Origin of the sequence: Brevibacterium sp. 50QC2O2 (genome assembly GCF_024580675.1) — a bacterium.
Classification (GTDB): Bacteria; Actinomycetota; Actinomycetes; order Actinomycetales; family Brevibacteriaceae; genus Brevibacterium; species Brevibacterium moorei.
The window spans coordinates 53,238-78,934 of sequence record NZ_JANIJZ010000004.1; the positions used below are offsets into that span (position 1 = coordinate 53,238).

General features: G+C 68.4%; 21 protein-coding genes. 14 read left to right on the forward strand and 7 right to left on the reverse strand.

Translation table 11 applies throughout. The features are described from left to right. Positions 1–45 precede the first annotated feature (45 nt). Positions 46–777, forward strand: coding sequence for an IclR family transcriptional regulator (locus NQ038_RS04800; RefSeq protein WP_257047503.1), 732 nt, complete (start codon positions 46–48; stop codon positions 775–777). 63 nt (positions 778–840) lie between these two features. On the opposite strand, the gene NQ038_RS04805 is transcribed toward NQ038_RS04800, so the two are convergent. Both NQ038_RS04805 and dapA read right to left on the reverse strand, forming a co-directional pair. Continuing rightward, a complete protein-coding gene (locus tag NQ038_RS04805; RefSeq protein ID WP_257047501.1) occupies positions 841–2,532 on the reverse strand; it encodes a ribonuclease J in 1,692 nt (563 codons plus the stop codon). Further along, positions 2,529–3,449: a 4-hydroxy-tetrahydrodipicolinate synthase gene (gene dapA / locus NQ038_RS04810; RefSeq protein WP_257047500.1), complete on the reverse strand. Its 921-nt coding sequence runs from the start codon at positions 3,447–3,449 to the stop codon at positions 2,529–2,531. Before dapA ends, NQ038_RS04805 begins: the two co-directional genes overlap by 4 nt. Positions 3,450–3,547: 98 nt before the next feature. On the opposite strand from dapA, the gene NQ038_RS04815 reads away from it, so the two are divergent. From NQ038_RS04815 to NQ038_RS04830, 4 genes are all read left to right on the forward strand, one after another. Then, positions 3,548–4,180 (forward strand): ATP-binding cassette domain-containing protein, encoded by a 633-nt coding sequence (locus NQ038_RS04815; RefSeq protein WP_257047499.1) that lies wholly within the window; start codon positions 3,548–3,550, stop codon positions 4,178–4,180. Then, positions 4,180–5,703: a hypothetical protein gene (locus tag NQ038_RS04820; RefSeq protein WP_257047498.1), complete on the forward strand. Its 1,524-nt coding sequence runs from the start codon at positions 4,180–4,182 to the stop codon at positions 5,701–5,703. The genes NQ038_RS04815 and NQ038_RS04820 overlap by 1 nt, the downstream gene beginning before the upstream one ends. Before the next feature lie 69 nt (positions 5,704–5,772). Beyond that, on the forward strand, positions 5,773–7,014 hold the full coding sequence (locus tag NQ038_RS04825; RefSeq protein ID WP_257057603.1) for a DUF1624 domain-containing protein: 1,242 nt from the start codon (positions 5,773–5,775) through the stop codon (positions 7,012–7,014). A gap of 134 nt (positions 7,015–7,148) precedes the next feature. Further along, positions 7,149–9,680, forward strand: coding sequence for a heavy metal translocating P-type ATPase (locus NQ038_RS04830; protein WP_257047564.1), 2,532 nt, complete (start codon positions 7,149–7,151; stop codon positions 9,678–9,680). 8 nt (positions 9,681–9,688) lie between these two features. Here NQ038_RS04830 and NQ038_RS04835 read toward each other — a convergent pair whose 3' ends face one another. From NQ038_RS04835 to dapB, 4 genes are read right to left on the reverse strand one after another with little or no spacing between them, the layout of a single operon-like run. Then, positions 9,689–10,519, reverse strand: coding sequence for an SDR family NAD(P)-dependent oxidoreductase (locus NQ038_RS04835; RefSeq protein ID WP_257047493.1), 831 nt, complete (start codon positions 10,517–10,519; stop codon positions 9,689–9,691). A gap of 49 nt (positions 10,520–10,568) precedes the next feature. Then, a complete protein-coding gene (locus NQ038_RS04840; RefSeq protein ID WP_257047492.1) occupies positions 10,569–11,867 on the reverse strand; it encodes a hemolysin family protein in 1,299 nt (432 codons plus the stop codon). After that, positions 11,860–12,336, reverse strand: a complete 477-nt coding sequence (locus NQ038_RS04845) for a tetratricopeptide repeat protein (protein WP_257047491.1) — start codon at positions 12,334–12,336, stop codon at positions 11,860–11,862. Before NQ038_RS04845 ends, NQ038_RS04840 begins: the two co-directional genes overlap by 8 nt. Next, positions 12,336–13,085, reverse strand: coding sequence for a 4-hydroxy-tetrahydrodipicolinate reductase (gene dapB / locus NQ038_RS04850; protein ID WP_257047490.1), 750 nt, complete (start codon positions 13,083–13,085; stop codon positions 12,336–12,338). The genes NQ038_RS04845 and dapB overlap by 1 nt, the downstream gene beginning before the upstream one ends. A gap of 193 nt (positions 13,086–13,278) precedes the next feature. On the opposite strand from dapB, the gene NQ038_RS04855 reads away from it, so the two are divergent. The 6 genes from NQ038_RS04855 (at position 13,279) to lpdA (ending at position 20,973) form a co-directional block, all read left to right on the forward strand. After that, positions 13,279–14,604: an MFS transporter gene (locus tag NQ038_RS04855; protein ID WP_257047488.1), complete on the forward strand. Its 1,326-nt coding sequence runs from the start codon at positions 13,279–13,281 to the stop codon at positions 14,602–14,604. A gap of 106 nt (positions 14,605–14,710) precedes the next feature. Further along, a complete protein-coding gene (locus tag NQ038_RS04860; protein ID WP_257047486.1) occupies positions 14,711–16,021 on the forward strand; it encodes an MFS transporter in 1,311 nt (436 codons plus the stop codon). A gap of 12 nt (positions 16,022–16,033) precedes the next feature. After that, a complete protein-coding gene (locus tag NQ038_RS04865) occupies positions 16,034–17,155 on the forward strand; it encodes a thiamine pyrophosphate-dependent enzyme (RefSeq protein WP_257047484.1) in 1,122 nt (373 codons plus the stop codon). 1 nt (position 17,156) lies between these two features. Then, positions 17,157–18,134 (forward strand): alpha-ketoacid dehydrogenase subunit beta, encoded by a 978-nt coding sequence (locus NQ038_RS04870; RefSeq protein WP_257047483.1) that lies wholly within the window; start codon positions 17,157–17,159, stop codon positions 18,132–18,134. Positions 18,135–18,162: 28 nt separating this feature from the next. Further along, entirely contained in the window at positions 18,163–19,542 is a 1,380-nt protein-coding gene (locus NQ038_RS04875; RefSeq protein ID WP_257047482.1) for a dihydrolipoamide acetyltransferase family protein, read from the forward strand. Between the two features lie 3 nt (positions 19,543–19,545). Next, entirely contained in the window at positions 19,546–20,973 is a 1,428-nt protein-coding gene (lpdA, locus tag NQ038_RS04880) for a dihydrolipoyl dehydrogenase (protein ID WP_257057605.1), read from the forward strand. 129 nt (positions 20,974–21,102) lie between these two features. Here lpdA and NQ038_RS04885 read toward each other — a convergent pair whose 3' ends face one another. After that, the gene (locus tag NQ038_RS04885) at positions 21,103–21,849 is read right to left on the reverse strand and encodes a VOC family protein (RefSeq protein WP_257047478.1); all 747 of its coding nucleotides are present in this window, start codon (positions 21,847–21,849) and stop codon (positions 21,103–21,105) included. A gap of 353 nt (positions 21,850–22,202) precedes the next feature. On the opposite strand from NQ038_RS04885, the gene NQ038_RS04890 reads away from it, so the two are divergent. From NQ038_RS04890 to NQ038_RS04900, 3 genes are read left to right on the forward strand one after another with little or no spacing between them, the layout of a single operon-like run. Beyond that, on the forward strand, positions 22,203–23,894 hold the full coding sequence (locus NQ038_RS04890) for a TIGR04028 family ABC transporter substrate-binding protein (RefSeq protein WP_257047477.1): 1,692 nt from the start codon (positions 22,203–22,205) through the stop codon (positions 23,892–23,894). After that, complete coding sequence (locus NQ038_RS04895) at positions 23,891–24,841, forward strand: ABC transporter permease (RefSeq protein ID WP_257047474.1); 951 nt, start codon at positions 23,891–23,893, stop codon at positions 24,839–24,841. The genes NQ038_RS04890 and NQ038_RS04895 overlap by 4 nt, the downstream gene beginning before the upstream one ends. After that, positions 24,838–25,692: an ABC transporter permease gene (locus NQ038_RS04900; protein ID WP_257047471.1), complete on the forward strand. Its 855-nt coding sequence runs from the start codon at positions 24,838–24,840 to the stop codon at positions 25,690–25,692. The genes NQ038_RS04895 and NQ038_RS04900 overlap by 4 nt, the downstream gene beginning before the upstream one ends. Positions 25,693–25,697: the final 5 nt, after the last annotated feature.

Here is a 25,697-nt window from a genome sequence, read left to right on the forward strand (position 1 = left end):
ATTCCACATTATGAAAACATGTGAGCCGCGGTTTAGGATCGCCCCATGGTGCAACATGTGCAGTCAGTCGACCGGACCCTTGATGTGCTCGAGGCACTGGTCGCCGCCGGCGGTACGGCCAGGGAGAAGGACCTGGCAGCGGCCTGCGAGCTGCCCGCCCCCACGGTCCACCGGATCCTCGCCACCCTGACGGCCCGCGGTTACGTCCTGCAGTTCGCCGATCGCTCCTATGCCCTGGGCTCGCGCCTGGTCCGCCTAGGCGCGGTGGCCGCCCGGCAGGTCGGGGCCTCGGTCCAGCCGATTCTGACAGCACTCGCCAAGGACCTGGGCGAGACCGTGAACCTGGCGTTCCTGACCCGCGATTCGATGACCTATGTCGCCCAGGCGGCATCGCCGCGGTCCATGCGGATGTTCACCGAGGTCGGCCGCAGCGTGCCACTGCACAATTCCGGGGTCGGCAAGGCGGTTCTGGCCTCCCTCCCGGACTCCGTGGCCGAGCCCCTGCTGGACGCGAGCGTGGGCGGCCCGCGCGCCCGGCGCCACATCAACCTCGAGGCCGAACTCGCCCAGTGCCGCAACCGCGGCTTCGCGCTCGACGACGAGGAGCAGGAGGTGGGCGTGCGCTGCCTGGCCGTCGCGGTCGCCGGCGCCCCGAGCCCGGCCGGGCTGTCTGTCTCCGGCCCGACCTCGCGCCTGGGCCCCGATGTCTACCCCGCGGTCGCCGCGAAACTCACCGAAACCGCCGCCGAACTGAGCGCCCACTGGGCGCAGGGATGAGCAGAGCGAGGTGGCCCGGAACCCAACAGGGTTCCGGGCCACCTCGCTTCGGTGCGCCGGTACTCAGTCGCGCACGACGACAACCATCGGAACGATCATCGGCTTGCGGCGCAGCTTGGAGCTGATCCAGCGGCCCAGTGTCCGGCGGATCGCCTGCTGCAGCTTGTATTCGTCCTTCGTGCCCTTGTTCAGGGCATCCTGGATCGCCTCGGTGATCTTCGGCTTGATCGTGTCGAAGACCTTGTCGTTCTCCGCCACGCCACGGGTGTGGATGACGGGGCCGGCCAGGATCGACTGGTTCTTGGCATCGACGGTCAGGAACACGGACACGAAGCCCTCGCCGGCGAGCACGCGGCGGTCCTCGAGGTCGGCCTCGGTCACGGTGCCGACCGAGGACCCGTCGACGAAGACGTAATCGCAGTCGACGGCGCCCACGACTTCGGCGTGGCCGTTCTTCAGATCGACGACCCAGCCGTCGTCGGCCAGCACGATGTTCTCCTCCGGCACGCCGGTGGCCTGGGCCAGCTTGGCGTTGGCGATCAGGTGACGCCATTCGCCGTGGACGGGGAACACGCCCTTGGGCTTGACGATGTTGTAGGTGTAGAGCAGTTCGCCGGCCGATGCGTGGCCGGACACGTGCACGTTCGCATTGGCCTTCGAGATCACCGTGGCACCGGCCTTCATCAGGCCGTTGATGACACGGGAGACCGAGTTCTCATTGCCCGGGATCAGCGAGGAGGCCAGGATGACGGTGTCATCGCTGTTGAGCTGGATCCGGTGGGTGCCGTTGGCCATCCGCGACAGGGCGGCCATCGGCTCGCCCTGCGAACCGGTGCACATGAGCACGACCTGGTCCTCCGGCAGGGAGTCGACGTCCTTGAGGTCGACCAGCACGCCGAAGGGCACGTTCAAATAGCCCAGCTCCTGGGCGATCTTCATATTGCGGACCATCGAGCGGCCCACCAGGCAGACCCGACGTCCGTGTGCGCTGGCGGCGTTGAGGACCTGCTGGACGCGGTGGACGTGGCTGGAGAAGGACGCCACGATGATCCGGCCCTCGGCCTGGCCGAAAAGCGACTCCAGGACGGGGCCGATGTTCTTCTCCATCTTGGTGAAGCCGGGGACTTCGGCATTGGTGGAGTCGGTCAGGAACAGGTCGATGCCCTCTTCGCCCAGCCGGGCGAAGGAGCGCAGGTCGGTGATCCGGCCGTCCAGCGGCAGCTGGTCCATCTTGAAGTCGCCGGTGTGCAGGCAGGTACCGGCCTCGGTGCGGATGCACACGGCCAGGGCGTCGGGAATCGAGTGGTTGACCGCGACGAATTCCAGGTCGAAGGGACCCAGTTGGTCCTTGTCGCCCTCGTGGACCACGCGGGTCACTGCCTTGATGCGGTGTTCCTTGAGCTTGGCCTCGACCAGAGCCAGGGTCAGCACCGAACCCAGGATGGGGATGTCCTTGCGGTTGCGCAGCAGATAGGGCACCGCGCCGATGTGATCCTCGTGGCCGTGCGTGAGCACCATGCCCACGACGTCCTTCCAGCGGCCCTCCAGATAGCTGAAGTCCGGCAGGATCAGGTCGACGCCTGGCTGCTCTTCCTCGGGGAAGAGCACGCCACAGTCGACGATGAGGAGTTTGCCGTGGAATTCGTACACGGTCATATTGCGGCCGACTTCGCCCAGGCCGCCCAGGGCGACGATGCGCAGTGCGTTTCGATCGAGCTTCGGGGGTTCGCCCAGCTCCGCCAGTAGATCTCTCACTGAAGTATTCTGCTCCCTAACAATTCCGTGCGCAGGAACTCGACCTGGTCCTCCGTTGCCGGCAGGACGGGCAGTCGGGTCGCGCGGTTCTCTATCAGGCCCTGGAGCTCGAGTGCGGCCTTGGCCGCGACCACTCCGGGCATATGGTTCATGATCGTGTCGACGACGGGCACCAGTTCAAGCGCCAGCTGTCGTGCCGTGGCCATTTCGCCTACGTGCGCGGCGGCCACCATCCGTGAAATCTGTGGTGTTGCGACGTGTCCGACGACGGACACGACGCCGATCGCTCCGGCCGCCAGCAGCGGCCAGTTCAGGGCGTCCTCGCCGGAATAGTAGACCAGGGGCGAACGCCCCATGACCTCCATGGTCGAGGCGATATCGCCCTTGGCATCCTTGACGGCCAGGATATTCGGGTGGGTTCCCAGTTCGACCAGGGTGTCGACGGTCAGCGGAATACCGGACCGACCTGGAATATCGTACAGCATAATGGGAAGGTCCGTTGCCTCGGCCACCGTCTTGGCGTGCGCGATGACACCCGCCTGGCTGGGCTTCGAATAGTAGGGAGTGACCACCAGCAGGCCGTGGGCACCCACCGCCTTTGCCCGTCCGGCCAGTTCGATCGTGTGACGGGTGTCGTTGCTACCGACGCCGGCGATGATCCGGGCCCGCTCACCGACCGCGGCGAGCACACAGGACAGCAGTTCGTCCTTCTCATCGTCACTGGTCGTCGGGGACTCCCCCGTGGTGCCGGAGACGACGAGCATATCGCAGCCCTGATCGACCAGATGCCGGGCCAATCCCGCGGTCGCCGAGAAGTCGATGCCACCGGCCTCGTCGAACACCGTCGCCAGAGCCACACCGACCGTACCGAAAGCGGAGATAGCCGTCCTCGCTTCACCGTCACCCATAATCGCCATGGGCCCAGTTTAACCGGCTGCACCGCAGGTGTGCATGGCGGGACGCGAAAGTCGGTGACATCCGCAACACGATGACGCAGCATGGCAGACTTGCGGGCATGATGCATCCAGCGGATTTCGTCTCGGTCGAGAACGCCGGCGTCCCCGGCAGGCTGGCCCCCTTGACCTTCACGGTGCCGGCGGGCACTGCGAGCGCACTGACGGGGCCCAACGGCAGCGGCAAGACCACCGCGCTGCGCCTGGTCGCCGGGCTCGAGGCCCCCGCCGGCGGCCGCATACAGGTGGCAGGTGCCGCTCCCGACAGGCGCAGCGCGGCCTTCCGCGGCCTGGTCGCGACCTTCTTCGACACCACGCCCCTGGATCCCGCCCTGACGTTTTCCGAGCACGCCGGGGTCCTGGCCGCCAGCTGGGCATCCCAGGATCCCGGGGTGCGCGCCCGCTATGGCGATTACGCCGCAGCGCTGGGCGTGGCGCACCTGGCCGAACGCTTCCCCCATGAGATGTCCTCGGGCGAGCGCCAGCTCATGCGCCTGTCACTGGTGTTGGCCAGGCCGGCCCGGCTGTTGCTCCTCGATGAGCCGGAGGGCCGGCTGGCCAAGGGCGTGATCGGCGTGCTCGCGGGACTGTTGCGCGAGCGCCTGGATACCGGCGACACGGTCCTGGTGTCCACGCATCGACCCGATCTGGTCACGGGATTGGGCGCCGCCGAGGTGAAGGTGGGAGAGGCCTGATGGCCACGAGAGCGCACCGCGGCGCCGAGCTGGGCTACCGCGTCTATCTCCTGCTCATGCTCGTTGCCGTGGTGGGCGCCCCCTCCTATCTGGGGATGCTGGGCCTGGTCCGCGCTCGACTGGCGGTTCTCGCGGGGCTCGCCCAGCTGAGCGAGCCGCTGGCCCCGGCCCTGCTGGCAGGTTGCGCGGCGCTGGGTCTGAGCCTGGCCACGCGCGGCGGACTGCAGGCGCCCGGGGCGTTCCGGCTGGCGACCCTGCTCGATTCCCCGCGGGCGCGCTCCTCCTGGCTGCTGCCCCGACTGCTCTGGCCCGTCGCCGGTGTCGCGGCTCTGACCTGTCTGCTGTGTTCGATCCCGGCCGCAGCCGGTGCCGGGGCCTGGTGGACGGCCTGGGCCCTGCTGCTGATCTCCGGTACCACTCTGGCGAGTCTGGTCTGCGCGGCCGGCGTGCTCGTGGCCCGGCGCACCCTGTTATCCGCCCTGGGCGCGGCGTGGGCCCTGACGGCCGTCCTCACAGCTGTAGCCCTGAGCGGGGGCTTCGCCTCGGCGCGGTTCGGTGCGGCGTCCGGCTTCGCCGCGGCCCTGGGCTGGGCCTGGGCGGGTCCCGTGGTGTTCGCCTCCACGGTGGCCTGTGCTCTGGGCTGTGTACTCGCCGCAGGCGCGCTCGTCGGCGCACTGCGCCACCTCGACGAATCGGCACTGCTCGAACGTTGTGGGGCCGCATCCGCTTGGCGCGGGGCCATGCTGACAGGCGATCCGGTGGCAGCGTCCCTGGCCTGCGCCGAGGCCCCCGTCCACCTGGCGCGGCTGCCCCGGGACGGACGGGGCGGGCGGCGGAACACTGCGCACAGGTCCACAGCGTTCGCTCTGTTGCGCGCGGCGCTCCCCCGGGTACGGGCGACGGGTCTCGGCGCGCTGCGCCGGCCGCAGTCGCTGCTCCTGGCCGGGGTCGCAGCGCTCGGGGCCGGCCTCGCCCTGGGGACGACGGGGCTGGTCGACGAGCGGCTGCTGTGGCTGCCCCTGAGCTGTTTCGTCTTCCTGGCCAGCTGGGCCCGGGCCCCCTTCGATGCCGCGCTCAGTGCTGCGGCCAGGGTGCAGGAGTCCGATCTCTCCGGCCTGCCACCGGCTCTGGAGTTCACAGCGGTACTCGCAGTGCCGTTTCTCCTCCTCGCACTGCTCACCTTGCTGGGGACCTGGGCGCCTGCCATCGTGGGCCTCATCCCCGGATCCGGCGCCCTGTTGCCCCGTGCCATCCTGATGGTCCCAGCGCTTGTGGGGCTGCGCGTCCGCGGGCTCCTGGCCCCGCCCCTGCCACTGTCGCGGCTGGCCTCGATTCCCACGGCCTTCGGCGATATGCAAGGACTGCGGGTTCTGTCCTGGGTGCTCGACGGGCCGCTGCGCCTTGGCCTGTTGGCGGCATGCGCCGCGCTGGCCTGGTCGCATCCGCTGATCCTGGCGGCGCTGGCCGCAGCGCTGGCCTACTATGCCTGGTTCGGCGTGCACCGCAGGGTCCGCAGCGCCTGAGGTGTTCCACCGGGTGTGCCGGACCGCGGGCAGCACCGGGTGTGCCGTGTGCCATGACAGACTGGGATCATGAGTCGAGCAGACCCGCCCGTGCGCACTTCCCCCGCTTTCCGACTGGCGCCGCCGGGACGGGATCTGGGCGTCGACCTGGCCCGTGGCCTGGCCCTGTTCGCGATGTTCGCCACCCATATCCTGCCCTTGGCCGGTGCGGACGGACAGCCCGCCTTCGCCGGGCATTTCGCCGGGCGCGCCTCCGCGTTGTTCGCGGTGCTGGCCGGTTGCTCCATCGTCTTGTCGACTCGCCGCCCGCTGGGTGCCGGCCGCTTCGGCCAGGCCGCGGCGGGCCTGGTGGTGCGCGGTGTCATCATCGTCATCATCGGCCTGGCCCTGGGCGAGGTGACCAGTTTCCTGGCGATCATCCTGAGCGTCTACGGCCTCATGTTCGTCCTGGCCGCAGCCTTCCTGCCCGCGCCCACCTGGCTGTTGGGCGTGCTGGCGCCGGTCTGGCTGACGGTCTCCCCCGTTCTCAGCTTCCTCATCCGCCGCAGCCTGGGACTTGCCGCCGACCACCGTGTCCCCGACCTGACCTCCGCACTGCATCCAGGGGAGTTGTTCACCGCAATCGCCCTGACCGGCTACTATCCGGCCCTGCAGTGGTTCGGCTATGTGCTGGCGGGGATGTTCGTGGCCCGGTTGTTCTACGGCGATCCTCACCGCGGTACCGACTCCCGGCAGCACGGACTCACCATCGACGCAGCGCTGGTGGCGGCGGGAGCAGTCCTCGCCCTGGTCGCTCGCGGCCTGTCCGCCCTGCTCCTGCCACTGGCCCGACCGGCGCTCGAGGCGAGCCTGGCCGGCCGGCAGCGGGACCTCGCGCAGATCCTGGTGGAGGGCAACTTCGGACTGACTCCCACGGATTCCTGGTGGTGGCTGACGATCTGCGCTCCGCACAGCGGCACACCGTTCGATCTGCTGCACACCGCAGGCGCAGCGCTCGCGGTGCTGGGACTGTGTCGGCTGATAGCGCGCGGTCTGAAACGCCCGGGGATCGGGCGGCAGGGTGCCGGTCCGTCCCTGATCCTGGCCCCGGTGACCGCACCCGGCTCGATGCCGCTGAGTATGTACGCGATCCACGTCGTCGTCTTGGAGATTACCGCGGCGGCGGGTCTGGCCGCCTGGCCCGAGTACGCGACCCACCTCCTTCTCCTGGCCGCCGTGGCGATTCTCTGGCGCGCCTGGGTCGCGCCGCGGGGCCCGCTGGAGTCCCTCATCCACATCGCAGTGTTGCCGGTGCGCGCACTGAGCCGGTGAGCCCGCGCGACCGCGCCGGGGTCCGCAGGGCCCGCCCGGCCCTCCCCGGACCCGGACTGCAGGCCATCTCACTTCACCTATACCCCCTGGGGGTATATGGTGGATGTGAGTGAGACAGAGGAGGACCCTTGGATATGCAGACCAGCCACACGGTCAGCGACCCCGTGTGCGGGATGACGATCGATCCGGCCACCGCCGCGGCCCACGAGGACGTCGGCGGTCACACCTATTACTTCTGTTCGGAGCACTGCCACCACACGTTCCTGGCCGATCCGGCCACGTACACGGGGAGCGCCGAACACTCCCAGCACGAAGGACACGGGCACAGCGCACACACGCACCACGGCGCCGCCGAATCCCACAGTGCACATGAGCACGAGGCACACGAGCACGATCCCAGCGCACACGCCGGGCACGACGCCCACGAGCACGCGCACCATCACACGGCCGCACAGACCACTGCGACACAGACGGCTACGGCACAGACCGCCCCGGCCGCCGGCGCCGCACATGGCACCACACATGGCACCGCCACCGAATACACCTGTCCGATGCACCCGGAGATCCGCCAGGACCATCCGGGGACGTGCCCCAAGTGCGGCATGGCCCTGGAACCCGTGACGGTCACCGCCGAAACCGGGCCCAATCCGGAATTGGTCGACATGACGCGCCGCTTCTGGATCTGTGCGGCGCTCGCAGTGCCGATCATGGTCTTCTCCATGCTCTTGCCCATGGTCCCGGCGCTGGCCGGCCTGGTCCCCATGGGGGTCTCGGCCTGGATCCAGTTCGCCCTGGCCACTCCGGTGGTCCTGTGGGGTGCCTGGCCGTTCTTCCGCCGCGGCTGGGATTCCGTCCGCCACCGCTCCCTGAACATGTTCACGCTGGTCTCCCTGGGCGTGGCCGCGGCCTATCTGTACAGCCTGGTCGCCCTCCTGGCCCCCGGTGTGTTCCCCGATTCGATGAAGATGCACGGGCACGTCGAGGTCTACTTCGAGGCCTCCGCCGTCATCGTCGCCCTGGTGGCGCTGGGCCAGGTGATGGAGCTGCGCGCCCGCGAGACCACCTCGGGCGCCATTCGGGCGCTGATGGATCTGGCACCGGCCACCGCGCTGCGGATCGAGGCCGACGGGACCGAACACGAGGTCCCCGTCGAGCACCTGCAGCCCGGCGATACCGTGCGAGTGCGCCCCGGTGAGAAGATCCCCGTTGACGGCACCGTCATCGACGGGCGCAGCAGCGTGGACGAGTCGATGGTCACCGGAGAGTCCCTGCCCGTGGCCAAGACCGCCGGGGACGCCGTCGTCGGCGGCACCGTCTCCGGCAGCGGCACCCTGCGGATTCGGGCGGAGAAGCTGGGCGCCGATTCGACCCTGGCGCGCATCGTCGACATGGTCGCCCACGCCCAGCGCTCCCGCGCGCCCATCCAGTCGCTGGTCGACAGGGTATCGGCCGTATTCGTTCCGACCGTCATCGCCGCAGCCGTCATCGCCTTCATCGTCTGGATGCTGGTGGGCCCGCAGCCGCGCCTGAGCCATGCCCTGGTCGTCGCGGTCAGCGTGCTCATCGTCGCCTGCCCGTGCGCCCTGGGCCTGGCCACCCCCATGTCGATCATGGTCGGGGTGGGCCGTGGCGCCAGAGCGGGCGTGCTGATCCGCGATGCCGCAGCCCTGCAGACCATGGAGCGCGTCGACACGATCGTCGTCGACAAGACCGGCACCCTGACCGAGGGCAGCCCCAGCCTGACCGGCGTCGTGCCCACCGGTCAGCTCGACGAGCAGCGGGCCCTGACATTGGCGGCGGCCGTCGAGTCGTCCTCCGAACACCCCCTGGGGGCGGCGATCACCGCTGCGGCCCGCGAGCGCGGCCTCGACGTGCCGAGCGCCACCGAGTTCGATTCGGATCCCGGCGGCGGGGTGCGCGCACAGGTCTCCGGGCACGAGGTGAGGGTCGGCAATGCCGGCTACGTCGCCTCGGCCGGGGACGACGGGCTGCCCGCCGAGCTGCACGGTCGGGCCGATGAGATGCGCGCCGATGGGGCCACCGCGGTCTATCTGGGAGTCGACGGGGAGATCGCGGCGATCCTGGCGATCGCCGATCCGATCAAGGAGACCACTCCCGCGGCGCTGCGCGAACTGCACGAGCAGGGACTGCGCATCATCATGCTCACCGGCGACAATGAGACGACCGCGCGGGCCGTCGCGCAGCGCCTGGGCATCGACGAGGTCCGCGCCGGCGTACAACCGCAGGACAAGAGCGATGTGGTCGGCGAACTCACCGCCGCCGGGCGGACCGTCGCGATGGCCGGCGACGGGGTCAACGATGCTCCAGCCCTGGCCCGGGCACATGTCGGCATGGCCATGGGCACCGGCACGGACGTCGCGATGGAGGCCGCCGGCATCACCCTGTTGTCGGGTGATCTGGGCGGGATCGTGCGCGCCAGGTCACTGTCGCGGGCCACGATGCGCAACATCCGGCAGAACCTGGTCTTCGCCTTCGTCTACAACGCGATCGGCATCCCGGTCGCGGCCGGCGTGCTGTACCCGGTGTTCGGACTGCTGCTCTCGCCGATGCTGGCCGCGGCCGCCATGGCCCTGTCCAGCGTCAGCGTCATCACCAATGCGGCGCGCCTGCGCCTGGTGCGCCTGGAGCACCGCGCGGCGGACTGAACTCGCTGCTACCAGTCGATGCCAAGCATCTGCGAGCACCGATCCCAGTGTTCGGCGACGATGTCCGGATCGTAGACCTGGGGTTTGGTCAGCCCGATCCGGCCCGGCGCGCGATAGTACTCGCCGGGCTGCCAATCGGCCTTCGGATTGCCCTCGATGAAGAACCGGAGGCGCTCGCCGGCCGTTTCCGGCGAGTCGAAGAAGCCGCTGAAGGCTCCCGTGTAGAGCGTGTGCAGATAGCCCCTGGCCTGCGCGGCGAAACTCGTCCGCACGAGCCCCGGATGGAAGGCCACAGCGGAGACGCCCCGGGAGCGAAAGCGCTTGTGCAGACCGCGGGTGAAGATGATGTTCGCCAGCTTCGCATTGCCGTAGGCACGGTTCGGGGTGAATGCCCGCCAGGTGTTCAGGTCGTTCAGATCGAGGCGGGCATAGAGCCGGGCGGCGATACTGGCGGTGTTGACGATGCTCGCCCTGCTGTCGACGAGGATGTCCATGAGCTCATGGGTCAACAGCATTCCGGCCAGATGATCGACTTGGAAGGTCCGTTCGTACCCGTCGACGGTCAGCGCCCGGTCCTTGAACAGCGCTCCGGCGTTATTGGCAAGCACATCGATCCGGTCGCAGGTCCGCCGCAGTTCGGCTGCCAGCGACCGGACCTCGTCCAAGCACGCGTAGTCGGCCACATGGTGTTCCACGCCGAGGGACTGTGCGATGCGCAGGGTCTTCTCCGCCGACCGCCCGATCAGGATGAGGCGGACGTCGCCGGCCGCGAGCTGCGCCGCAGCGGCCGCACCGATCCCATCACTGGCACCGGTTATCACAATGGTTCGAAGCGCCAACGGCGCACCCCCTGCTCGGTGTCCGGTCCTCGTGTGGGTCCAGCGTAGCCTAATCGCCCGTTTCCGGGCCCTCGTGCGGCCCTTCGGCCTGCTGCACCGAAACCCGCGAGATGCGCCTGCCGTCGACCGCTGCGACCCGCAGCAGCGCATCACCGATCCGCACGACATCGCCCACGCGCGCCAGTCGGCCCAAGCGTTCGACCATGAGACCCGCAACGGTATCGGCGGTCCCGCGCGGCAGTTCCAGACCCGTGGCCTCCTGGAAGTCCACCAGGTTCAACCGGCCAGACACCGTGCCACCGTGCCCGGCGGCCAATTCGGTGCGGGCGTCGTATTCGTCGAACACCTCGCCGACGACCTCCTCGACCAGGTCCTCGAAGGATACGATTCCGTCGGTTCCGCCGTATTCGTCGACAACCACCGCGATCTGGTCGCCGGCCGCGCGCATTTTCGTCAGGGTCGGCAGCACCCTGGCAGATGAGGGCACGAACAGGATGGGCCTGATGATTGTGGTGATGGATGCCTGCGGATCCTGCAGCGCCGCCTCGAGCAGATCGCGGACGTGGACGAAGCCGGCGACGGAGTCGAAGGACTCACCGACCACCGGATACCGGGAGAAGGGCTGTTCGCGCACGCGTTCGGCGGCCCGGCCGATGCTCAGGTCCGCGTCCAGCGTGGAGACGGCCGGCCGGGGCGTCATGACCTCGGAAACCTGCCGACCCCGGAGCGAGAGCACATCGTCGAGCATCTTGCGTTCGGCCGCCGGCATCCGTTCATCGGCTGCCACCAGACTGCGCAGTTCCTCGTCGCCGACGGCCTGGCGCTCCTGCTGTGGGTCACCGCCGAGCAGTTTTACCACCAGGTTCGTCGATATCGAAAGGAACCAGATGACCGGGCGCAACAGCCGCGCCAGGCCGCCCACCAGGGGGCCCACCGCATAGGCCAGCCATTCATTGCGCTGCAGGGCGATGCGTTTGGGCGCCAGTTCCCCCAGCACCAGGGACAGGTAGGAGATGATGAGGGTCAGCAGCACCGTGGCCAGCACACCGGCGACATTGGCCGGCGCCCCCAGAGCTGTGAACAGAGGGGCGACATAGGGTGCGATCGCCGAAGCGCCGAAGGCCGCAGAGGCGAATCCGGCGACCGTCACGCCGATTTGCACGGCGGACAGGAAGGTGTTGGGGTTGCGCGCCAGGGCGGCCAGTTTCGCCCCGCGGGGCCCACGGGATTCGAGTTCGGCGATCTGGCCGGCGCGCAGGGTGACCAGTGCCATCTCCGTGGCGGAGAAGAACCCGCCGATGAGCACGAAGACGAACACCAGCACGATGTTGAGGACGAGCTCACCCATGACCGGCCCGACGCTGTTCCCGTTCCAGCCCGATCGCCTTGCGCATGTTCTCCCTGGCGCGCTTGCGGTCGCCCGCCGCATCGTAGGCGCACGAAAGGTTGAACCAGGACTTCCACTCATCGGGCGCGGCCGAGGCCTCGGCCCGGTACTTTTCGAATTCCGCATCCGCGGCGGCACGGTCGATCCGACCGCCCGGGGAGCGCGGCAGATCGTCCACCGGCAGTTCGCCCCGGGATTCGAGGATGCCGGCCAACCGCTCCATGGAGGTGCCGAACATGAGTTCGCGGATCAGCGCCCAGGCGCCGATGATGGGCAGGACGACCAGGGCCGCTCCCATCACCTTGGCGATCGGCTGGGAGTCGGTGAGCATGATCCAGGCGCGCTGGAGCATGAAGACGAAGTACAGCAGCAGGCCCAGCGATACGATGAGCGCGCCGATCTTCGCCTTGGACATTTTGAAGGCCGCCATCAGATGTCCAGCACCGTCTCCAGGCCCACGCTCAGCCCCGGGTGCGCGGCGATGCGCCGCACCGCCTCGATGATGCCGGGCATGAACGATTCGGTTGCGAAGGAATCCGTGCGGATCGTCAGCGCGTCGTGGGCCGAGCCGAAGTGGATCTCCTCGGTCGCGTTCATCCCCAACTGGCGAATCGAGTGCACGTGGATGCCGTCAACCACTGCCCCACGCCCGCCCAGCGGATCGGAGGCTGTGGCGTCCGGCACCGCGGACAGGCCCGCGGTGGTGCGCGCCGCGGCGATGCGCTGGGCCGTGGTCACCGCGGTGCCCGAGGGCGCGTCGAGCTTGCGCGGATGGTGGATCTCCACCACCTCGGCGGAATCGAAATAGGGCGCGGCGAGTTCTGCGAACTTCATCGCCAGCACCGCGCCGATCGAGAAGTTCGGCGCCACCAGTACACCCACCCCGGGGTGGGTGTCCACCAGCTCGCGCAGCGCGGCCAATTTGTCCGCATCCCAGCCGGTCGTGCCCACCACCGTGTGGATGTCATGACCCACCAGGAAGCGGACATTGGCCTCGCTGGCCGCCGGCACCGTCAATTCGACGGCCACCTCGGCGCCGGAGTCCAGTACCGTCTCCAGGGCGTCGCCACTGCCCAGTGCGCAGGCCAGCTCCAGCCCCTCAGCCGCCTCAATCGCCGCCACGGCGTGCGAGCCCATGCGCCCGTGCGCCCCGATGACCGCAACCCGGATGTCTGCCATTACGTGTCCTCCCACCAGATGGAATCAGGTTAAAACCGCAGCCCGCCCTCGGGCCGGGCCCCGTCCCATTGTTCCAGACAGCGCCACCACCTGGAACGGGACCGGCCCACACCGCGGTGTCGGCGGGATCACACCCGGCGTAGTCTGAGCTGTGACCACGTGGTTCATCGGGCCGGCGACGCGAAGGACGGCAATGTTCAAACAGATCCTCTGGCCGGTCCTCGTCCCCTCCGTGCTGGTCAACATCGGCCTGGGCGCAGTGGTGCCGGTCCTGGTGCTCGCCGCGCTGAGCGTGGGGGCCACTCAGGCCTTCGCCGCGATCATCGTGGGCCTGGCCGGAGCGGTCTCCCTGGCCGGCACCGTGCCCGCGGGGATCCTGATCGACCGACTGGGAGATCTGCGCGCCATGCTCGCCGCCACCGGCGCCGCGATCGTCGTCACCGCTGCCACGGTGTTCGCCCTGGCGGCCGATCAACCCTGGTCCCTGGCCGTCTACACCCTGTCCATCATGGCCCGCGCACCGATCAACGACGTGTGGACACTGGCCCGCCAGGCCTATGTCGCCGACACCGTGGAGCCCCGGCACGTGAGCCGGGCCATGACCGCCCTGGGCGGAAGTATGCGCGTGGGCAATCTGGTCGGCCCGATGCTCTCCGCGGGCCTACTGCTGGTCTTCCCGATCTGGACGGTCTTCGTGTTCTCGGCGTTGGCCGCGCTGGCCGCCGTCATCGTCATGTCCCTGCCGATCGGCCGGGCCACACCCAGGGCCCGGGGCCCGGTCGCCGGGGCACCTGCATCGGAGACGGCACCGCAGCGTCCGACCGGCCCGGCAGCCGCCGACACCGCCGCAGGCGGCAGCGCCGCCGGCTCCCCGGCGGAGTCCTCTCCGCATTCGCACGGCCCACGCATCAGGGACTTGGACGTGCGCTGGGACTCCGTCTGGTTGGCCGGGATCGGCATCGCGACGCTGACGGTGGCCAGGGCCGGTCAGCCGATCATCGTGCAGCTGTGGGGCGTGCACATCGGGCTGCACGAATCGGCGATCTCCCTGCTCATCGCCCTGGGCGCCGCCCTCGAACTCATCATCATGTTCCTGGGCGCCTACCTCAAGGACCAGCTGGGCCGCACCACGACACTCATCACCTGCCTGGCCGTGTTCGGCGCGGGCTTCCTCATCATGGTGCTACTGCCCACCGGCGGCGGATTGATCGCAGCGGCCATCGTCATGGCGCTGGGCAACGGCCTCGGCGCGGGCATCAACCTGACCGTGGGCGCCGATCTCAGCCCCGAGGCCGGCCGCGCCAGATTCCTGGGCGTGTGGGCACTGTTCAACAACCTCGGCAAACTGGGCGGCCCATCGCTGATCTCCGTGCTGATCGCCGCCTCCGGGATCCGCTTCGGGATCCTGGCCACCGGGGTCACGGCGGTGGCCGGTGCAGCCTGGGTTCTCGTCTGGCGGCGCCGGATCGGCCTGCCGGGCCGCCAGCGCAGAATCGGGACACCCCCGACCGATCAGTGAGATTTTCTCCGGAAAAACCCTCCGACCCCTTTTCTGAACGAGCATCCAGCGTTATAGTGGAGCCATTTCTACCGAACGTAGAACCACCTCAACACGAAGGAGTGTCATGGCCGTTCAGGCTTCCGACGCTCCGGCCCTCGCGGGCCGGGGCAGGGTCCTCCTGGGCACTGTACTGGCCCAGCTGGGGCTCGGCACCGTCTACTCCTGGTCCATCCTCAACCCGCCTCTGGCACAGCGCCTGCTGGGCGACCACACCCAGACATTCGGCATCGCGATCACCTTCTCCATCATGATGATCTGCCTGTCGGTGTCCACTCTGTCGATCGGCTGGCTGCAGGCCAGATTCGGCGTCCGCAAGGTCCTGGTGGCCTGTGGCATCGTGCTGGCCTGCGGACTGTTCGTCTCCGGCTTCGTGGGCAATGTCTGGCTGCTCTACCTGTTCGCCGGGATCGTCGTCGGCGCCGCCGACGGTGTGGGCTACCTGCTGAGCCTGACGAACTGTCTGCGCTGGTACCCCGACAGGGCCGGCACCATCTCCGGGGTCTCCGTGGGCGCCTACGGCGTGCCGGCCGTCATCCTGCCCTTCGTCGTCACCCCGGTGCTCGGGGATGCGGCGTCCGGCTACCCCGGGCTGACCATGTGCTTCATCATCTGGGCGGTCGTCGCACTGCTGCTCATCGCCGGCGGCGGACTGCTGCTGCGCGATGCCCCGCACACGGGCAACGCCGGTCAGGCAGCCGGCGAATACACCCGCGGGCAGATGCTGCGCACGCCCCAGTCCTATCTGCTGTTCATCGGCATCACCGCGTTCTGCTTCGCCGGCCTGTTCATCATCGGCAACGCCGGCGGCGCCGCCCTGTCGGGGCCCACGGCCACTGACCGGCCCACGGCCTATCTGATCGGCACCGCGATCAGCCTGGTGTCGCTGGTCGCCGTGGTCAACACGATCGGCAGGTTCTTCTTCGGCTGGCTCTCGGACCACATCAAGCGCACCCTGATCGTCGCCGTCGCCCTGAGCGTCCTGGCGGTCTTCGCGCTGCTGTTGGGTCTGACGTGGCTGCCCAGCCCCTGGCTGTACATCCTGGGGTTCCTGTTCTTCGGCGCGGCCTTCGGCGGGTGCATCACCATCTACCCGGCCATCGTCGGGGACTTCTACGGGCACAACAACCAGTCGAAGAACTACTCGGTGATCTACCAGGGCTTCGCGGCCGGCGCCGTGATCACCCTGATCTTCAATTCGCTCATGGCCGCAGGCGCCCTGACGTTCGGCACCGCGCTGCTCATCGGCTGCGCATTCATGGCCCTGGCCGCGGTAATCCTGTTCGCCATCAGAGCGCCCGGCGCACCACCACAGACCGGCGGCCCGGACGGACCGGCGCCCGCCACACCATCGACCACACACGTCACACAGAAGTAGGAGGCACATACCATGACGGAGCAAACCGCCACCCCGGTCGTCGACTTCGCGGCGATCAGGGATTCCCAGGGCAAGGACGTCCAGGGTCCCATCAGCGTGCTCGACGAGAACCACAGGATCGTCGACCAACAGGTCTTCGACACCTTCACCGACGAGGACCTGACCGACCTGATGCAGAAGATGCTCTGGGAGCGCACTCTGCACGACCAGACCACGATCTTCTCCCGCCAGGGCCGCCTGGGCTTCTATGCCCCGACCATCGGACAGGAGGCCAGCCAGATCGGCAGCGTCACCGCGTTCGAGGCGATGGACTACCTGTTCCCCACTTACCGCGATCTGCCCCAGATGATCCAACACGGGGCCATCACCGTCGAACAGGGTTTCCTGTGGTCGCGCGGCCACGTCGAGGGCAACCGGATCGCCGACGGCGTCCGCAGCTGGTTCCCCCAGATCATCATCGGCGCCCTGCACGTGCAGGCCGCAGGGGCGGCCCTGGGGATGAAGATGAACGGAGAGCCGAATGTCGCGTTCTCCTATTCCGGCGACGGCTCGACCTCGCAGGGCGATACCTATGAGGGCCTGAACTTCGCCGGGGTCTACCGGGCGCCCCTGGTGATGATCATCCAGAACAACGGCTGGGCCATCTCGGTGCCCCGCGAGCGCCAGACCGCGTCCCGGACCCTGGCACAGAAGGCCTCGGCCGCCGGTGCCCCGGCCGTCCAAGTCGATGGGATGGACGTGCTGGCCGTGCACGCGGTGGCCAGGGCCGCGCGCGCATACGCAGCGGCGGGCAACGGTCCGGTGCTCATCGAACAGCTGACCTACCGCTTCGGCCCACATTCCTCGGCCGGCGACGATCCGAGCCGCTACCGCACCCACGATGAGGAACAGCCCTGGCTCGAACGCGATCCACTCAACCGGATGCGCGATCTGCTCACCGAGAAGGACCTGTGGTCCCTCGAGCAGGAGGCCGAACTGACAGAGAAGTACAAGAAGGAGTTCCGCGCCGCCATCGCGGCCGCGGAGAAGGCGCCCAAGCAGACGGTCGAGGAGTTCCTGAGTAACACCTTCGAGGTCCCCACCCCGAACATCCGCGAACAGATCGCAGCAGCAGGCGAGCGGGAGGGAAACTGACATGACGACGCGTTCATACATCCAGGCCATCACCGACGCCCTGGACCTCAAATTGGCCGACGATGAGAAGACCCTGATCTTCGGCGAGGACGTGGGAAAGAACGGCGGCGTGTTCCGCGCCACCCAGGGCCTGCAGGACAAGCACGGCACCGATCGGGTGTTCGACACCCCGCTGGCAGAGTCCGGCATCCTGGGCTTGGCGATCGGGCTGGGCGCCACCGGCTGGCGCCCGATCCCGGAGATCCAGTTCATGGGCTTCACCTTTGAGGCCGTGGACTCCCTGGTCGGGCAGATGTCGCGCAATCGGTTCCGCACCGCCGGCGCGCTGACCCAGCCGATCACGGTGCGCACGCCCTATGGCGGCGGGACCCACACGGCCGAGCTGCACTCGGACAGTCTGGAACACCTGTTCACCGGAGTCCCCGGCCTGCGCGTCGTGGCCCCGGCGACGGCCTACGACGCCAAGGGGCTGCTGATCTCGGCGATCGAGAGCAACGACCCTGTGCTGTTCATGGAGCACCTCAAGCTCTACCGCTCCATCAAGGAGGACGTCCCCGACGGCATCTACCGCGTCCCGCTGGACACCGCGAATGTGGTGCGCGAGGGCACCGACATCACTCTGGTGGCCTATGGCGCCCAGGTCCACGAGGCGCTCAAAGCCGCCGAGGCCCTGGCCCAGGACAAGGTGTCCGCCGAGGTCATCGACCTGCGCACGATCTCCCCGATCGACACCGACACGGTCTTCGCCTCCGTGGACAAGACGGGACGACTGGTCGTGGTGCAGGAGGCGCAGAAGATGGCCGGGGTGGGCGCCCACGTCGTCTCCGCGGTCGCCGAGAACCGGATCCTGAGCCTCGAGGCCCCGATCGGGCGGGTTTCCGCGCCAGACTCCGTCTACGCCTTCGCCGCCGATGAACACGCCTGGCTGCCGAATGCCGACGGCATCGCGGCCAAGGCCCGCGAGATCCTTAGCTACTGAGCCAGCCACAACACGATTGGAGTAAGCAATGGCATTCACATTCACCATGCCGGAGCTGGGCGAGGGCCTGGCCGAGGGCACTATCTCCAGCTGGCACGTCAAGGAGGGCGAGACCGTCGCCGAGGACGACACGCTGGTCGAAATCGAGAACGACAAGTCCGTCTCCGAACTCCCCTCCCCCGTCGCCGGGACCGTGACGAAACTGGGGGCGAAGGAGGGCGAGACCGTCACCGTGGGGCAGATGCTCGTCGTCATCGACGACGGCTCCCCCGATGAACCGGCCGGTGACTCCGCGAGTGGTTCACAGAGCGCGGAGAAACAGGATGAGGATATGGCGCCCACCGGTCCCGCCGGAGCGTCCCAGCCGGCCGGCGCGGCCCCGGCAGGAGGTTCGGCCCAGGCTGCGGCCAAGGCCCCGGCCGAGGACTCTGCCAAGACTCCGGCACCCACCGAACCGCCCCTGGCCGCGGCCGCGGAACCGGCTGCGCGCGTGCTGGCCATGCCCTCGGTCCGCAGATATGCGAGGGAGAAGGGCGTGGACATCCAGGCCGTCACGCCCACCGGCTCCCACGGGCACGTGCTGCGGGCCGATATCGACAAGCTGGCGGGCGCGGGGCAAACCACCGAGCCGACAGCGTCCGGGACGCCCGCAACCGCGACCCAGGCCGCCGCTGCGACACCGGCTGCCCCTGTGGCGCCGCGCGAGGGCGACCGGCGCGAACCGTTCTCCGGCATCCACGCCGCCACCGCCAGGGCGATGGCGACCTCGCAGGCCACCATCCCGCCCGTCACCCTGTTCGGCGAGGTCGAGGTGACGAAGCTGCTGGCGCTGCGGCAGGCCTACAAGGAGCGCGCAGCCGACCGGGACATCCACCTGACCCTGCTGCCGTTCATCGTCAAGGCGCTGGTCGCTGCCCTCAAGGAGTTCCCGGCATTGAACTCCTCACTGGACATGGACGCGGGCGAACAGGTGTTCCACTCGGCGTACAACGTGGGCATCGCCACGAACACCGAGCGCGGGCTCTACGCCCCGGTGATCAAGGACGCCGATGCGAAGAACCTGTTCCAGATCGCCCAGGAGATCGGCCTGAACACCGAAACCGCCCAAGCCGGCAAGCTGACGGCCGAGCAGATGTCCGGAGCCTCCATCACGCTGAGCAATCTGGGCAGCGCGAACGGCGGCTACTTCACCCCGATCGTCAACGCCCCACAGGTCGCGATCCTGGGCGTCGGCCGGGCTGTGCCGGGGCCGTACGTGACGAAGAAGGGCAAGCTCAAGGTCGGCCAGATGCTCAAGCTCTCGCTGAGCGTCGACCACCGGGTGATCGACGGGGTGGCCGGCCAGCAGGTGCTCAACCTGCTGGTGGAGCTGCTGCACGATCCGAATCTGCTGCTGATGGAGGGCTGAACGATGAGCGAACTGGAAACCCACGGCACCGTGGTCATCGGCGCCGGACCCGGCGGTTACGTCGCCGCGATCCGCGCAGCCGAACTGGGCCAACAGGTCACCGTGATCGAACAGTCCGACACGCTGGGCGGGATCTGCCTGAACGTGGGCTGCGTGCCGTCGAAGGCGCTGATCTCCGCCGGTGAGCGGCTGCGCCAGACCAAGGACTCCAGTGTCTACGGGATCACGGCCGGGGACGTCTCATTCGACTTCACCTCGCTGCAGGACTGGAAGCAGCACAAGGTCGTAGACCGGATGACCCGCGGGGTCGCCGGCCTGTTGAAGAAACACGGGGTCGAGGTGGTGCGCGGTTCGGCCACGCTGGTCAGCGATACCGAACTGCACATCATGCCGGCCGGCCCGCAGCAGTTCATGAGCGTGTCCGATCCGCGACGGATCGCCTTCACCGATCTGATCATCGCCACGGGTTCGCGCCCGGTGGAGATCCCCGGCTTCATGTTCGGTGGTCGGGTGCTCGACTCAACGGGCGCTTTGAACCTGCCCGAGGTCCCCTCCGAGTTCGTGGTGATCGGCGGCGGGTACATCGGGACCGAGCTGGCCGGGGCCTATGCCGACTTCGGCTCCCATGTGACGATTCTGGAGGGCACCGAGCAGATCCTGCCGAACTTCGAACCGGACCTGGTCAAGGTGGTCGAGAAGCGCCTACGGGCCAAGGGCGTGGACATCCTGACCGGGGTGCGCGCGCGCCGGGCCGATCAGCACGACGACGGGGTGCACGTGTCCTACGAGAAGAAGGGCGGACAAGAGCAGACGATCGCCGCCGACTACTGCATGATCACCGTGGGCCGGACCCCCAATTCGGATGCCCTGGGCCTGGAGGCCACCAGCGTGGAGGTCGACAAGCACGGACTGATCAAGGTCGACGAGCGCGGCTTCACCGGAGTCGATCACATCTACGCAGTGGGTGATGTGACGATGGGCCCGGCCCTGGCACATATGGCCTTCATGGAGGGCAAGACCGCGGCCGGCGCAATCGCCGGACGCCCGGACGCCAATGAGTACTTCAGCGTCCCGGCCGTGTGCTTCGCGGATCCGGAGATCGCCACCGTGGGAATGACGGCCGCGCAGGCCGAACAGAACGGACTGACGGTGACCACCTCGAAGTTCCCGTTCGCCGGCAATGCCCGCGCTGTCTCGCTGGACGAGGCGGAGGGATTCGTGCGCCTGGTCTCCACCATCGACACGGGCACCCTGGTGGGTGCCCAGATCGTGGGTCCGGGCGCCTCGGACCTGATCTCGGAGTTGAGCGTGGCGGTCAACTGTCAGCTCAACGTCGAGGACGTGGCGCTGACGATCCACCCGCATCCGACCCTGGGCGAACCGATCCAGGAGGCCGCGGACATCGCATTGGGCTATCCCACGCACCTGTAGTCCTGCGCCGAGCGGCCGAGTTGCTAAGCGGCCGAGTTGCAGGGACGGCCGGGACACGCCGGGGATTGAACCCCGTTGACGGCGCGGCCCGGCCGTTCGACGTCTCCGGGTCCTCTCCCCGGACAGGTCTCAGATCTGCTGGATGCCGTGTTCGGTCGACAGCTCCACCTGGCCGCCCGGGGTGCCGAGTACAGCGCGGTAGCCGGGAGTAGACGCCTGTTCGACCTCCGCCTCGATGCCCAGCACGGCCAGGGCCGCGGCGAAGGCCTGCGGATCGGGACCGAAGAAGGCCAGCTCCTCCAGCGTGGCGACCGCCGAACCGTTACCGTGCAGGCGCTCGGCGGGGTGTACCGAATCGCGCCAGTCGATCAGGAAGGGCAGACCGCCGCCGAAGGGTAGTGGCTCGTCTGCGGCGTGCTCGGCGCGGGTCAGACGCCACTGCAGCAGGCCGCCCTCCGGGGTCGCCCGCGACATCTCGTGCACCCGGCCGACGGGGACCTCGGCTGCGTGGGCGGCGTCAACCGTGGCGGGGAAGTCCGCGGGGTGGATCGCCCAGCGCTGCAGGTGTGCGGAATCGACATTGCCCAGCTGCGATTTGCCCAGTGCGGCACCGGCCTGCTGCGGGTCCGGGCCGAGGATCTCCAGGTAGGTCCGGGAATCGGCGGGCCAACCGGCCGGCACCACGGGGACCAGGAAATTCGCGGTCCCCAGACCCACGTGGGCTCCTCCGAATTCGGGGGCCAGGCCGGTCAGCCGGGCGAATTCCGCCGTGGCCTCGGCCAGGTTGGGCACGGCGTAGACCAGGTGGTCCAGTTCGGCCGGGATCTGGGTCGCGGGCGTCTGCGGAGTCGCTCCGGTATCGGTGTTCGAAGTCATGGCGCGAACCTATCAGAGGTCCGCGCCCGTCTCCGCGCCGACGCCACAGTGTGACATCGGCTGTGTCGCCGAGATGACACCCGATTAGGCACCGCCCGGGCTTCTGGGGTTCAATGGAGCAGTGAACTTCTCTGTGTCCGCCCGTCCGCAGTGCCTGTGCTGCTGGCGCCGTCTGCACATCGACCTGATGGCAGTCACCACCTGCTGCTGTCACTGACGCGACGCCGCTGAGCGTCCCCCGTCTCCCCCGTTCACATTCCTCAGAAAGACCTTTCGTGCCTCCTTTGCGCCCCTTTGCGCGCCCACATCGGCCATTCGACCATTCCACAAGCCAACAGGACTCGGGCGCCGGCGTGCCCCCGAGCAGTCCCGGACCCACCCGCCGCGCCGTGCTCGGCGCTGGCCTGGGCCTGACCGGCATGCTGCTGCTGAGCGCCTGCACCCACCCCGATACCGCGGTGCCCGCCGGCGCGAAGCCCGTGCCCGGCGGGGTACTCGACTATTTCGAACCGCAGAGCTGGACGGTGCTCTACCCGCCGGCAGGCGGTTTCTACCCCAACGGCGGAATACTCAACAACATCACCGCGCGTCTGCTCTATCAGGATCCGCAGACACTCAAGCTCTATCCCTGGATCGCCACGGCACTGCCGCGCATCAACGCCGACGCCACCGAATACACCTTCACGTTGCGCCCCGGCATCACCTACTCCGACGGCTCGGCGCTGACCGCGCAGAACGTGGTGGACAATTTCGAGCTCTACGGCCGCGGCGACAAGGCACGCGGCCTTGCCGTGTCCGAACAGGTGACGAACTACGCCGGCGGCGAGGTGCTCGACGAACACACCGTGCGCTTCCGCTTCTCCAAGCCGGCGCCCGGCTTCGCCCAGGCGGTCTCCACGATGAACTCCGGCCTGTTGGCCGACGCCACACTGAAGCTGGACTCCGCGGGCTTCGGGCCGGGAAGTGCGGCGAAGATCGCCACCTGCGGACCCTTCGCGATCACCGCTGAACGGGTCGGCACACTACTGAGTGTGAGGGCCAGGGAGGACTACGACTGGGCCCCACCGCACTTCAAACACCAGGGCAGGGCGTACCTGGACGGGATCGACTACCGGGTCAACAAGGAGTACTCGGTGCGCATCGGCTCCCTCGTGTCCGGCCAGGTGCAGGGTGTGCGCGACATCCAGGCGCCCGACCAGGCGCGCATCAAGGACAAGGGCCTGCAATTGGTGGCCGCGCCCACCAACGGGGTCAACAACAACATCTCGTTGCGCTCCCGGCACCGCCTGCTGGCCGATATCCGGGTCCGCCGGGCCCTCATCGCCTCGATCGACCGGCAGCGGATCCTCACCAAACTGTTCACCGACACCTACCCGCTGGCCACCGGGGTCGTCGCCCGTGGGGCCGCCGGCTACGTCAAGGCGCCCGATGATGCCTGGGTCCACGATGTGGATCGCGCGAACGCCCTGCTCGATGAGGCCGGCTGGGTGCGCGGCGCCGACGGGATCCGGGTCAAGGACGGTGCGCGTCTGGCCCTGCGCTCGAACACCGCCCTGCCCCAGCCGAGGTCCAAGGAGGTGATGACCCTGGTGCAGGAGGACTTCGCACGGATCGGCGTGGGCCTGAGCATCAACGACGGGGACCAGGTCCAACAGGACCTCGATTCCCAGGACATCGAGAAGGTCCAGGTCTACCACGCGATGGTGGCCAGGGCCGACTACGACGTGGTCGCCAGCGAATGGTCGATCAACAATCGTGACGCCCTGGCCAACCACGATGAGGAATCGGGTGCCTGGGGCGATGAGGAGGTCGAGCGGATCCTGGCCCGGATCACGGGTTCTGCCAAGGCGGCCGACCGCGAGCGCGCCCTGGCCGAGTTCCAGCAGCACGTGATCGACCAGGCACTGGTCCTGCCGCTGTTCGAGGAGCCGCAGGTCTTCGGCTTCCGGCAGGAGGTCCAGGGCTTCTTCACCGAGCCAGTGGGCCGGCCCACCTTCTACAACACCTGGCTGGCCGATGGTGCGGGGAGGGGTGAGGAGGCATGACCTCGACTCCGAAGTACATTCTGGCGCGCCTGGGCCAGGCGGTCCTGGTGCTGTTCCTGGCCTTCACCCTGGCGTCCCTGCTGCTGCTGATCCTGCCAGGCGACGGCGTGATGGCCCGGTTCTCCGATCCTGCGCTGGGCCTGTCGAAAGACGAGATCGCGGGCATCAGGGCGTCCTTCGGCGCCGACCTGCCATGGTGGCAGCAGTACGCCAGCACGCTGCTGGGCTTCCTGACAGGCGATTTCGGTTTCTCCACCCAGACGGGTGCCGCAGTGTCGACGCTGGTCTCCGCGGCCCTGCCCTCGACCGCGGTCTTGGCCCTGACGGGGTTCGTCTCCGCGCTGGTCCTGGCCGTTATCGTGACCCTGGTGGCCTCTTACGGCCGGTTCCGCTGGCTGCGCGACGTGGCCGATTCCCTGCCCAGCCTGTTCATCTCCGTTCCCGTCTTCTGGCTTGGCATCATCCTGGTCGAGTTCGTGTCCTTCCGGCTGGGCTGGATCAACGTGGTCGATCCCGGGCCCTTCGAATCGCTCATCCTGCCCTCGGTGACGATTGCCCTGCCGATCTCGGCGCCGATCGCACAGGTGCTCATCCGCTCCGTGGCCGAGGTCAGGGCCCAGCCCTATGTGCGCGTCACCCGGGCCAAGGGCGCCGCGGGCGCCTGGCTGTTCGTCCACGCGGTGCTGCGCAATGCGATCAGTCCCGCGTTGACGATCGCGGGCCTGGTGTTCGGCGAACTGGTCGCCGGCGCCGTGGTCACCGAGACCGTGTTCGGGCGCAATGGGATCGGTGCGCTGACCGCGCAGGCCGTGGCCAACCGCGACAATCCCGTGCTCCTGACGATCGTGGTGATCGCAACACTGGGCTTCGTCATCGTCAACCTGCTGGTCGATCTGCTCTATCCACTGATCGACCCGCGCCTGCGCACCCGGAAGGCGGCGGCATGAACACCCCGTTGAAGAACAACAAGGCTCAGCCACGCCGTACCGCGCTGCGGAACTCCCCCTGGCTCAAACCCCTGACCCTGCTGGCCGGACTCATCGTCCTGATCCCCGTGCTGTGGGCTCTGTTCCCCGGCCTGTTCACCGGCCAGGATCCCCTGGACGGCGGATCCACCGCTTCGCTCCTGCCACCGGATGCCCAACACTGGTTCGGCACCGATCAGGTGGGCCGCGATGTCTACGCCCGGATGGTCTACGGAGCCGGCCGGTCCCTGCTGGCGGCGATCATCGCGGTGGCCGTCGGTCTGGTGATCGGTACCGCGATCGGCGTGATCGCCGGTACTCAGCGCGGCTGGATCGAGGATGTGCTCATGCGCATCGTCGACGTGCTGGTGTCCATCCCCGGCATCCTGCTGAGCCTGTCGGTGGTCATCATACTGGGCTTCGGCACCGTGAATGTGGCCCTGGCCGTGGGAATCACCGCGATCGCCCAGTTCGCTCGGCTGGCCCGCGCGCAGACCCTGGGGATCGTGCGCAGTGACTATGTCGCGGCGGCCTACGGTTCGGGGGCCAATCACACGAAGGTGCTCATCCACCACGTCCTGCCCAACGCCTCGGGTCCGCTGCTTGCCCTGGCGGTGCTGCAGCTGGGCAGCGCGATCCTGCAGATCTCGACCCTGAGCTTCCTGGGCTACGGGACTCCCCCGCCCACCCCGGAATGGGGTCTGATCATCTCCGAGGGCCGCAATTTCGTGGCCACCGCCTGGTGGCTGACCGTGCTGCCGGGCATTATCGTGATGGCGGTCGTGGTCGCGACCAACCGCCTGGGCAGCGTCCTGCGGGAGGTAGGCGAATGAACACT